The organism is Lysobacter sp. N42 (genome assembly GCF_004344885.1).
Genome location: NZ_SKFB01000023.1, coordinates 43,167 through 54,183, shown reverse-complemented (window position 1 = coordinate 54,183; position 11,017 = coordinate 43,167). Strand labels below are relative to the sequence as shown.

Genomic DNA, 11,017 nt, shown 5'->3' with positions numbered 1-11,017 from the left:
CGCGCGCCGCAGCTCGGGCACAGCCCGCGCTTCTTGCAGGAATACGCCACCAGCCTCTCGGCACGACAGTGCTCGCAGACCACGCGCAGGAAGCCGTGCTCGAGCACGCCGCAGCGCAGGTAGGTCTCGAACTCCTCGCGCACATACTCGGGCAGCGGGCGGCCCTCCGCTTACTGTCACTGGCGCCCGGCGAGGCACTGGCGGGCATCGACCTCACCGCCGGTGCCGCCCAGCCGCCCGCCGGCGCGCCCGCCGTCTGATCCCTCAAGGCGCCGGCAGGCGCAGCTCGACCATGGGTTCGCCGCCGCGGCGGCGTTCCACTTCGCCGATGGCGATGCCGCGCGCCGAGAGGACGCTGCGCAGCGCCTGTTCCCACGCATCCGCGCGGGCGTCGTCGACGCCGGCGAGGACGACGTCCACGCGCGTCGCCCGCCAGCGCTGCAGCGCCCAGGCCTGGGCCTCCAGCGCCGCCTGCTGCGCGGGATCGGGGCCGATGGCGTCGTCGGTCGCGGGGCCGAGTGCGATCGACGGCAGGCCCTGCAGGGCCGGCACCACCCGCAGCGGGTCGTCGCCTTCCTGGCGCGCGGCCTCGATCTCGCGCTCGATCCGCTGCGCCCGGGCCAGCGGCACCCGCGCGTCGGCCGCCAGCCACAGTTCCCACCCGGGTCCACTGGTCGCGCGCTGCAGGCGGCCGAGGTAGGGCAACAAGGCCGCGGTGACCCGCGCCTGCTGCGCCTGCGCTGCCTGCTGCTTCTGCGCGCGCACGCTTTCCGCATCCTGCAGCGCGCTCACGCTGCGCCGCAGTTCGGCCAGCGTGCCCTGCTGCTGGGCGAAACTCGCATCGTCGGCGGTCAGCACTTCCTGCATGCGCACCGTGACCGGCCGCCCGAGCTTCTCGGCGAGCGCCTGCTGCAGCTGCGCATCCATGGCGGCGACATGCTTGGGCATCAGCACCACCGCTTCCACCGCGACGCCCTCGCCGCTGGAATCCACCCGCAGCCCGGTGATGCGCCCGGAGAATTCCTGCGCCTTCGCGTCCAGGGTGGACCGCACGATCAGCTCGGTCTGCGACTGCAGGGCGATGCGCTTCAGCGCCAGGCCCAGCGGGACCGACAGCAACAGGAAGCTGGCGATGATCAGGCCCGCCTGCCACGCGGTTTGCTTGGGGCTGTCCGAGCCGCCGAAGCCGTACAGCCTGGCGACGATGGTGACCGACAACGCGATCGCCACCAGGTTGGTCATGAACAGGAAGGCGGCACCGCCGGCGACGTTCCAGTTCGCCACCGCGATGCCGTAGCCGACCACCGCCAGCGGCGGCATCAAGGCAGTGGCAATGGCCACGCCGACGATCGTCTCGCCCTTGCGGGTCACCGTGGCATAGGCGCCGGCCAGGCCGGAAAACACCGCCACCAGCAGGTCGAAGAAGGTCGGCTCGGTGCGCGCCAGGATTTCACTGGTGGCGGCCTTGAGCGGCGACATCCACACGATCAGGACCGAGATGGCCAGCGCCAGGCCGACGCCGGCCAGCAGGGTCGTCAACGCCTCGCGGATGCTGCGCAGGTCGAAGGTGGCCAGGCCCATGCCCAGGCCGATGATCGGGCCCATCAGCGGCGAGATGAGCATCGCGCCGATGATCACGGCGGCGGAATTCTGCAGCAGGCCGAGGGTGGCGATGCCGCAGGACATCACGATCATGAAGGCGTAGCGCGGCGCGAGTTCGCCGCCTTCGTGGACATGGTCCAGCACCGCGACGCGGTCGCAGGTGGCGACAAGTTGGTTCTGGCGCCATTGCCGGGCCCAGCGCAGCCATGCGGCCGGGCTGCCGAGGTCGAGGTTGGTTTTCATCCGCGGAGCATAGCCGGCCGCCTGTCCGCGGTCAGCGGGTGGCTCAGGCGGCGCGCGACATCCCGGCCAGCGCGTGGCGCCATCTGGTCATGGATCGCGCCTACGAGGGCAATGAAACCCGGCAGCTCGCGCTGGATCTGGGCCTGGATCCGGTCGTGCCCCCGCATCCGCTGCGGGCCCAGCCATGGGCGTACAACACCGAGATCTACACGCGCCGCAACGAAATCGAGCGCCTGTTCCGCCGTCTGAAAGGGTTCCGCCGCATCTTCAGCCGCTTCGACAAGCTCGACGTCATGTTCGCGGCCTTCATCCACTTCGCACTGATCGTCGAATCGTTGCGATAGTGTTAACAGGCCCTAGCGCGTACAGCAGCGTGCGCTCGGGCAGGTGGCGCGCGTAACGCGCAGCGGCGTGGGCGGCCGGCAGTGGCGCGCACACCTCGGCCTGCCGCCGGGGTGCGGTCAGGCGCGGCACGCAGCGCTCCGTTGCAGGGACGGCTGCTCAGGGTTGCGCCCGCGAGCACGCGTTCATATCGGCGTTTTCTGATCTTCGCGTCAGACATTGCCGCGGGGCGGGTAGGAAGTCTCCCGCCTCGGACGCCAGAACGTACAAAGCCCGGCACGAGGCCGGGCTTTGTGGTCTTGCTTGATGGATCGCGGGGCTTAGAAATCCATGCCGCCCATGCCGCCCATGCCCGCCGGGGCACCGGCCGCCTCTTCCTTCTTCGGCAGCTCGCCGACCATCGCCTCGGTCGTGATCATCAGGCCGGCGATCGACGCGGCGTTCTGCAGCGCGGTACGCGTGACCTTGGTCGGGTCGAGGATGCCGGCCTCGAGCATGTCGACGTACTCGCCGGTGGCGGCGTTGTAGCCGAACGCGCCCTGGCCTTCCATGACGCGGTTGAGGATGACCGACGGCTCCTCGCCGGCATTGGTCACGATCTCGCGCAGCGGGGCCTCCATCGCACGCAGGGCGATGGCGATGCCGTGGTTCTGGTCCTCGTTCGCACCCTTGAGGTCGCGGATCGCGGCCTTGGCGCGCAGCAGGGCGACGCCGCCGCCCGGCACGATGCCTTCCTCGACCGCAGCGCGGGTCGCGTGCAGCGCATCTTCCACGCGCGCCTTCTTCTCCTTCATCTCGACTTCCGTCGCGGCGCCGACCTTGATCACCGCCACGCCGCCGGCGAGCTTGGCGACGCGCTCCTGCAGCTTCTCGCGGTCGTAGTCGGAGCTGGTCTCCTCGATCTGCGCCTTGATCTGCTTGATGCGACCCTCGATGGCGGCGGTGTCGCCGGCGCCGTCGATGATCGTGGTGTTCTCCTTCGAGACCTGCACCTTCTTGGCGCGGCCGAGGTCCTTGATCGTGGCCTTCTCGAGCTGCAGGCCGACTTCCTCGGAGATCACGGTGCCGCCCGTGAGGATGGCCATGTCTTCCAGCATCGCCTTGCGACGGTCACCGAAGCCCGGCGCCTTGACCGCGCAGACCTTGACGATGCCGCGCAGCGTGTTGACGACGAGCGTCGCGAGCGCCTCGCCCTCGACTTCCTCGGCGATGATCAGCAGCGGCTTGCCGGCCTTGGCCACGCCCTCGAGCACGGGCAGCAGGTCGCGCACGTTCGAGATCTTCTTGTCGTGGAGCAGGATGAACGGGTCGTCCAGTTCGGCCTGCATGGACTGCTGGTTGTTGATGAAGTACGGCGAGAGGTAGCCGCGGTCGAACTGCATGCCCTCGACCACGTCGAGCTCGTTCTCCAGGCCCGAGCCGTCCTCGACGGTGATCACGCCTTCCTTGCCGACCTTGTCCATCGCCTGCGCGATGAGGTCGCCGATGTTGGTGTCGGAGTTGGCCGAGATCGCGCCGACCTGGGCGATTTCCTTGCTCGTGGACGACGGCTTGGAGATCTTCTTCAGCTCCTCGACGGCGGCGGTGACCGCCTTGTCGATGCCGCGCTTGAGGTCCATCGGGTTCATGCCGGCGGCGACCGCCTTCATGCCCTCGCGGATCAGCGCCTGCGCGAGCACGGTGGCGGTGGTGGTGCCGTCACCGGCGTTGTCGGAAGTCTTGGACGCGACTTCCTTGACCATCTGCGCGCCCATGTTCTCGAACTTGTCGGCGAGCTCGATCTCCTTGGCGACGGACACGCCGTCCTTGGTGATCGTCGGGGCGCCGAAGCTCTTCTCGAGCACGACGTTGCGGCCCTTCGGGCCGAGCGTGGCCTTGACGGCGTTAGCGAGCACGTTCACGCCGCGCAGCATCTTGGTGCGCGCGTCTTCGCCGAAGCGGATTTCCTTGGCAGCCATTGTTGAAACCTCGGGATTAGGGATTCGGGATTAGGGATTCGTCAGATCAAAGGCGGGGTTCGTGCGGGCGGGACGAGAGCGCATGGCTTCCACGAATCCCGAATCCCGAATCACGAATCCCGCGCGGTTCTCGCTTAAGCGAGGACCGCGAAGATGTCGTCTTCCTTCACCACCAGGTACTCGGTGCCGTCCAGCTTCACTTCCGTGCCGCTGTACTTGCCGAAGAGCACCTTGTCGCCGACCTTGACCTTGGGGGCGCGCACGGAACCGTTGTCGAGGTGCTTGCCCTCGCCGACCGCGATGACCTCGCCCTTGATCGGCTTCTCGGTCGCGGAGTCCGGGATCACGATGCCACCGGCCGAGACCTTTTCTTCTTCCATGCGCTTGATGACCACGCGGTCGTAGAGCGGCTTGATGTTCATGCACGAGCCTCCGAGCAGGGTTGTAAGTGGTTGAAATTGAAGCGAAAGACGGGAACTTTTAGCAGTCGCTTGGTCCGAGTGCCAAACCCGGGGCGCGACGGGCCCGCATCGCGGACGGGGCGGGATATGGGATGCCCGCACGGGCTTTCAAGGGGCGTTCAACAAAAAATTTCGCCGGACCGGACACGAAAAAAAGGGCGTGCCCCGAAGAAGCACGCCCCCTGGTTGCGGAGATGGCTATCCGAGCTCGCGCCGTCCAGCGCGCCTCTCCTGGAACCTGACCCCATGTCCGATCGACTTCCTGTCGACGTGGGGCGATTGTGGGCACTGAACGTCACCCTGCCTAGACACCGGGCAGGCCCCTGCCGGTGACTGACGGTAGCGTATCGGCCATTCCGTCACGAAATCCCGGAATGACTACGTATTCAATGGCGGCGGCGCTACCGGTTTCGGACAAGGTGACGTAGTTATCGGTAACGTGGATACTTCCCGTAACCCCGAGCCTCAACCTGACACGATGCGTCACTTTCCGACATGACTGCACAGCAGCGTATCCGCCTGGCCCGCCGTCATGCCGGGCTCTCGCAGTCCGCCCTGGCCGCCGCGGTGGGCGTACAGCGCAGCGCCGTCAGCCACTGGGAGGCGATCGAGGGCAAGTCCCCGAGCATGGCCAACCTGCGCCGCGTCGCCACCTTCACCGGCGTGCAGTTCGAGTGGCTGGCGACCGGCCGCGGGCGCATGGCGCTCTCGCCCGAGGACGCCCTCGACACCGTGGCCGCCGCCGACGCCACCCTGGTGGACGACGCCTTCGAGATGCGCCTGCTCACCGCCTTCCGGACGCTGCCGGCCCGCAGCCGCGCACCGCTGGTCGAACTGATGGAGCAGATGGCCGAACTCCGGCTCGGGCGCTCGCGCGGTCGGCGGGCACTGGGCTGAGTCGTCCGTTAGGCGTCAAACGGGGAAAGGCATCGATACCGGCCACCGCCCGTCGGCCCGACCTGGAAACGTCATCAAGCGGCGCTAGCATCCCGCGGTCCCCACGGCCGGAACTGCCGATGCACCCGCGTACCCGTCGTCCCCTCGTCCTCGCCGCACTGCTTGCCCTCCCGGCGGTCGCGCCGGCCGCGGTCTTCATCAACGAGATCCACTACGACGACGACACCTCCACCGGGGATGTCGGCGAGCGCATCGAGATCGTCGCCACGGCGGGCGAAAGCCTCAGCGGCTACCGGGTGTACCTGTACAACGGCTCGACGCCGTCGGCCGCCGTGGCCTACGACAACGACCCCGTGCCCACCGGCTCGCTGGTGACCTGCGGCGCGCAGGTGCGCATCGCGGTAGTCAGTTACCCGAGCAACGGCATCCAGAACGGCCCCTCCGACGGCATCGCGCTGGTCAATGCCAGCGGCCAGCTGGTGCAGTTCGTCAGCTACGAGGGCGCGATCACCGGTTCCGGCGGCCCGGCGTCGGGGCGCACCAGCCAGAACCTGCCGGTGGCCGAGTCGGGCACCACCCCCGCCGGCACCTCGCTGCAGCTCGGCGGCACCGGCACGGGGTACGCGAACTTCACCTGGAACGCGTCGGCGACGCAAACCTTCGGCACCTGCAACCGGGGGCAGACCTTCGGCGCACCGAACACGCCGCCGCAGGTGACCTCCACCACCCCGGCGAACGGCGCGACCAACGTGCCGGGCGCCAGCGACCTCGCCGTGAGCTTCAGCGAGGCCGTGACCGCCAGCGCCGGCGCGTTCGCGCTGCAGTGCAGCCAGTCCGGCGCGGTCGCCCTCTCGCATGCGTCCAGCGGCACCAGCTTCGCGCTGACCAAGACCACCGTGCTGCGCGGCGGCGAGACCTGCACGCTGACGGTCAACGCCGCCGGCATCACCGACGCGGGCGGTGCGCGGCCGGTGTCGAACACGACGGCGAGCTTCACCGTCGCCAGCGCCACCAGCGGCTACTGGTCGAAGGTCAACACCTCCAGCGCCAGCCAGCTGCGCTGCTCGCTGCACGCCACGATCCGCAACCACACCGTGTATCCCTACAGCGCCAGCACCACGGACACGTGGGACGTCCTGGAGATCGCCGACGAGGATCCGGCCTCCGGCACGCGCATCCTCGACGTCTACCGCAACCGCAGCTACCTCAAGGGCAGCGAGCGCGCGGGCACCGGCACGGGCCTGACCTACAACCGCGAGCACACCTGGCCCAACTCGCTGGGCTTCGGCTCGGCCACGGGCGATCTGGGCTACCCGAACGCGCCCTATACCGACCTGCACATGCTGTACCTGTCCGACACCACCTACAACGCCGACCGCGGCAACAAGCCCTATGCCGACTGCACGCTGTCGGGCGGTTGCGGCGAGCGCGCCACCGAGGCCAATGCCGGCGCGGGCGGCGGCAGCGGCCTGTACCCGGGCAACTCGAACTGGGTGAAGGGACCGGACGGCAACGCCGGCTCCTTCCAGGTATGGGGACGCCGCCGCGGCGACATCGCACGCGCCGTGCTGTACATGGCGATCCGCTACGAGGGCGGCAAGGACGCCCGCGGCCAGAGCGAGCCGGATCTGGAGATGACCGACGACCGCTCGAAGATCGTCATCACCTCCGCCTCGCCGGCCTACATGGGCCTGCTGTCGACGCTGCTCGCCTGGCACCAGGCCGACCCGCCGGACGCGCTGGAACGCGATCGCCACGAGGTCGTGGCGCAGTTCCAGGGCAACCGCAACCCCTTCGTCGACCACCCGGAATGGGCGACCGCGGCGCTGTTCACCTCGGCCAGGCCGGCAACCTGCCAGCTCAACTGATGCCGCCAGGCCGGGAAGGCGCCTCGCTCCCGCGCAGGCGCCTTTCCACGGACCTGCGGGCGAAATCCCGGGAGCACCGGCGGGCGACGGCGAGCCCATGCATCCCCGCGTTCGCGGGGATGACGCAGCCCACCGGGGACGGTGTCGCCCTTGCAACCACCACGCAGCAGGCCATCGCGGCAGCTGCGCGAGCCCATGGACGCTGCGCTACGCGCAGGTCCTGGCGGGGCGGCAAAGGGCGAGGGCAACGCCCACCGATCCGCGCCCTCCCGAGTGACGGTGACGGACGGGCCCCGTGACGCCCGCCGGCGCCGGCGCCGCCACCACGAAAGCTGCCGGCGTGGGCGCCCCGGTAGAATCGGCCGATGTCCGCGCTCATCGTCCATTGCACCTGCCCCGACGCGGGCGTCGCTTCGCACATCGCCATCGCGCTGGTCGAGGCGCGGCTGGCCGCCTGCGTGCAGCAGCTTCCGGGCGTGCGCTCGACCTATGCCTGGGAAGGCCGCGTCGAGCACGCGCAGGAAGTGCTGCTGCTCATCAAGACCGCCGACGATCGCCTGGACGAGGTGATCGACGCCGTACGCGCCCTGCATCCGTATGAACTGCCGGAGCTGATCGCGGTCGAAGCCCGCGGCGGGCTGCCCGCCTACCTCGACTGGATCCATGCCCAGAGCCGTGCCGATGCCTGACTTCCCGCGTTTCCTGCGCCGCGCGCGTGCCGCGCTCGCCACCCTCGCGCTCGCCTTCACCGCCCTGCCCGCCGCGGCCGCGGGCGTGGATGACCTGCTGCCGGTCGACGAGGCCTTCGCGCTGAGCACGCGCGCCACCGCCGAAGGCATCGAGCTGCGCTGGGCCATCGCCGATGGCTATTACCTCTACCGGCACCGCACCTCGGCGCAGGCCGACGCCGGCTTCGATGCGGGCGCCCTGCGCCTGCCCAAGGGCAAGGCGCATACGGACGAGTTCTTCGGCCCGGTGGAAACCTACCGCGGCGAACTGGTGGCGATGCTGCCCGGCACGCCGCGCGCGGCGCGCACGGTGCTCACCGTGAAGTACCAGGGCTGCGCGGACGTGGGCATCTGCTACCCGCCGCAGACCCGCAAGCTGACGGTGGCACTGCCCTCGGCGGCGCCGGCATCGCCCGACCCCTTCGCACGCGCCGCCGCGGGTGTCGGCGGTGGCGGGATCTTCGACGCCGCGCCCGGCGGCCAGGCCTTGCCGCTGCCGCCGGAACGCGCCTTCGGCTTCGAGGCCATCGCCCGCGACGGCAACACCATCCTGCTGCGCTTCACCCCGGCCAAGGGCTACTACCTCTATCGCGACCGCACTTCCGTGCGCCTGGACGCCGGCGCCCGCGCCCGCGGCTTCGCGCTGGGCGCGCCACGCTGGCCGCCGGCGCGCGCATATCGCGACGAGCACTTCGGCAACGTGCGCGTGTACTTCGACCCGGTCGACGTGCCGCTGCCGGTGATCCGCCGCGAAGCCGGCCCGGCCACGCTGCGCCTGACCGCCACGCTGCAGGGCTGCCAGACCGGCGGCATCTGCTATCCCCCCATGACCCGCACCGTCGAGGTCGCCCTGCCCGCCGGCACCGTGTCCGTGCAGGCGCCGGTCGAGACCCGCGCGGTGCCTGACGCGCCGCCGGCCGCACTGCCCGTGCCCGCCACCACGCCGGACGGCGACGCACCCGCGGGCGCGACGGCGGCGCCGTCGCCGGCCACGTCGGCCACGTTGGCCACGTTGGCCACGTCGGCACAGGGCGTCACGGCATCGGACCTGCCGGCCACCGCGCCGTCGCGGGTCCCCGGCGCAGCCGGCATCGGCTCGGCGCTGCTGCTGGCCCTGCTGGGCGGCCTGGTGCTCAACCTCATGCCCTGCGTGCTGCCCGTACTCTCGCTGAAGGCGCTGTCGCTGGCCGAGAGCGGCACGCCCGGCGCGGCGCGTCGCCATGCCCTGGGTTACACCGCCGGCGTGCTGGTGAGCTTCCTCGCCCTAGGCGCGGCCGCGCTGGGGCTGCGGGAAACCGGGCTCGCGCTGGGCTGGGGCTTCCAGCTCCAGCAGCCGCTGGTGGTCACGGCGCTGGCGCTGGTGATGTTCGCGCTGGGCCTGAACCTCTCGGGCCTATGGCAGCTGGGCGGGCGCTGGATCGGCATGGGGCACTCGCTGACCCAGCGCGACGGCCTGGCGGGCGACTTCTTCACCGGGGTGCTGGCCGTGGTCGGGGCCACGCCCTGCACCGCGCCCTTCATGGGCGCGGCCCTGGCCTGGGCCTTCCTCGCGCCCGCCCCCCTGGCGCTGGCGGTGTTCGCGATGCTCGGCCTGGGCCTGGCCCTGCCCTTCGTGCTCATCGGCCTCGTGCCGGCACTGGCGCAGCGCCTGCCCCGGCCGGGCGCCTGGATGGAGACGCTCAAGCAGGCGCTGGCCTTCCCGCTGTATCTCACCGCCGCCTGGCTGCTGTGGGTGCTCGGCCGCCAGCGCGGCGCCGATGCCATCGCCTGGGCGCTGGTGGCGCTGGTCGCCGTGGCCTTCGCGGCCTGGGCCGGGCGCCGTGCGCAGGAGCGCCGGCGCCTGTGGACGCTTCCGGCATTGCTGGTCGCCGGCGCGGCGCTGGCCTTCTCCGCGCAGGCCATCCACCGGCTGCCGCGACCGCAGGCGCCGCAAGCGCGCACCGCGTCGGCGGAGGCCTCGCACGTCGTCTATTCCGCCGAGCGCCTGCGCGACCTCCGCGCCGCCGGGCGCGTGGTGTTCGTCAACATGACGGCCGACTGGTGCGTGACCTGCAAGGCCAACGAGAAGACGGTGCTGGGCGGCGACGAGTTCCGCCGCATGCTCGCCGACGCGGACGCGGTCTACATGAAGGGCGACTGGACCGACGTCGATCCGGCGATCACCGCCTTCCTGCAGGAACACGGCGCCGTGGGCGTCCCGCTCTACGTCGTCTACCCGCGCGATGGCGGCAGGCCGCGCGTGCTGCCCACGGTGCTCACGCCCGCGCTGGTGCGCGATGCGCTGCGCGAGGCGGCGCGATGAAGACGCGCTGGATCCTTCTTGCCGCCGTCGCCGCCGGTGCGCTGGGCGTGGCGGCGAGCCTGCGCGTGGACCGGAGCTGGCTGGCCCGCACCGCGCCGGTGCAGCACGCCCTCAAGCAGCCCAAGGACGGCGTCGTGCCGCCGGTGGCGGTGGCACGCGAGGGCGAGGCGCTGCCGGCGCTCACCCTGCCGGACGCGGCCGGGCGGCGCGTCGAGCTCACCCGCCTCACCGCCGGCCGCCCGGCACTGGTGAACGTCTGGGCGACCTGGTGCGGGCCCTGCGTCAAGGAAATGCCGATGCTGGACGCCTTCCACCGCGCCCAGGCGCCCAACGGCGTGCAAGTGGTCGGCATCGCGCTCGACGATGCCGCGGCCGTGCGCGACTTCATGTCGCGCCACGGGATCGGCTACACCAGCCTGGTCGACGTGCCCGGCAAGGCCGATGCCGGCGTGCGCCTGGGAAATCCGCGCGGCGTGCTGCCCTTCAGCCTGCTGGTGGGCGCGGACGGGCGCATCCTCGAGCAGTGGGTGGGCCCGCTGGAGCAGGGCGACCTCGACGCCTGGGCGGCACGCGCGGCAGCCCACCCAACGGGCGATTGAATTTCGTCCAACGTCGG

9 protein-coding genes and 1 pseudogene are annotated in these 11,017 nt (G+C 70.7%); 6 read left to right on the top strand and 4 right to left on the bottom strand.

From position 1 onward, the window contains the following. Both EYQ95_RS19605 and EYQ95_RS19600 read right to left on the bottom strand, forming a co-directional pair. A pseudogene (locus EYQ95_RS19605) lies at positions 1-167 on the bottom strand (transposase zinc-binding domain-containing protein); the annotation flags it as partial. A gap of 97 nt (positions 168-264) precedes the next feature. After that, positions 265-1,845, bottom strand: coding sequence for a DUF389 domain-containing protein (locus EYQ95_RS19600; RefSeq protein ID WP_132329611.1), 1,581 nt, complete (start codon positions 1,843-1,845; stop codon positions 265-267). Between EYQ95_RS19600 and EYQ95_RS19595 the strand changes: the two genes are divergently transcribed. Then, a complete protein-coding gene (locus EYQ95_RS19595) occupies positions 1,809-2,189 on the top strand; it encodes a transposase (protein ID WP_343142671.1) in 381 nt (126 codons plus the stop codon). The genes EYQ95_RS19600 and EYQ95_RS19595 overlap by 37 nt on opposite strands. A gap of 318 nt (positions 2,190-2,507) precedes the next feature. Here EYQ95_RS19595 and groL read toward each other — a convergent pair whose 3' ends face one another. Next, positions 2,508-4,145 (bottom strand): chaperonin GroEL, encoded by a 1,638-nt coding sequence (groL, locus tag EYQ95_RS19590; protein ID WP_132329609.1) that lies wholly within the window; start codon positions 4,143-4,145, stop codon positions 2,508-2,510. Positions 4,146-4,279: 134 nt separating this feature from the next. After that, the gene (gene groES / locus EYQ95_RS19585; protein ID WP_132329607.1) at positions 4,280-4,567 is read right to left on the bottom strand and encodes a co-chaperone GroES; all 288 of its coding nucleotides are present in this window, start codon (positions 4,565-4,567) and stop codon (positions 4,280-4,282) included. 534 nt (positions 4,568-5,101) lie between these two features. On the opposite strand from groES, the gene EYQ95_RS19580 reads away from it, so the two are divergent. The 5 genes from EYQ95_RS19580 to EYQ95_RS19560 all read left to right on the top strand — a co-directional run bounded on the left by EYQ95_RS19580 (position 5,102) and on the right by EYQ95_RS19560 (position 11,000). After that, positions 5,102-5,503, top strand: a complete 402-nt coding sequence (locus tag EYQ95_RS19580) for a helix-turn-helix transcriptional regulator (protein WP_132329605.1) — start codon at positions 5,102-5,104, stop codon at positions 5,501-5,503. A 119-nt stretch (positions 5,504-5,622) separates the two neighbouring features. After that, positions 5,623-7,371, top strand: coding sequence for an endonuclease (locus tag EYQ95_RS19575; protein WP_132329603.1), 1,749 nt, complete (start codon positions 5,623-5,625; stop codon positions 7,369-7,371). A gap of 365 nt (positions 7,372-7,736) precedes the next feature. Then, positions 7,737-8,060, top strand: coding sequence for a divalent-cation tolerance protein CutA (gene cutA / locus EYQ95_RS19570; RefSeq protein WP_132329601.1), 324 nt, complete (start codon positions 7,737-7,739; stop codon positions 8,058-8,060). Beyond that, positions 8,053-10,401, top strand: coding sequence for a protein-disulfide reductase DsbD (locus EYQ95_RS19565; RefSeq protein ID WP_132329598.1), 2,349 nt, complete (start codon positions 8,053-8,055; stop codon positions 10,399-10,401). Before cutA ends, EYQ95_RS19565 begins: the two co-directional genes overlap by 8 nt. Then, the gene (locus tag EYQ95_RS19560; RefSeq protein WP_132329595.1) at positions 10,398-11,000 is read left to right on the top strand and encodes a TlpA disulfide reductase family protein; all 603 of its coding nucleotides are present in this window, start codon (positions 10,398-10,400) and stop codon (positions 10,998-11,000) included. Before EYQ95_RS19565 ends, EYQ95_RS19560 begins: the two co-directional genes overlap by 4 nt. Positions 11,001-11,017 lie beyond the last annotated feature (17 nt).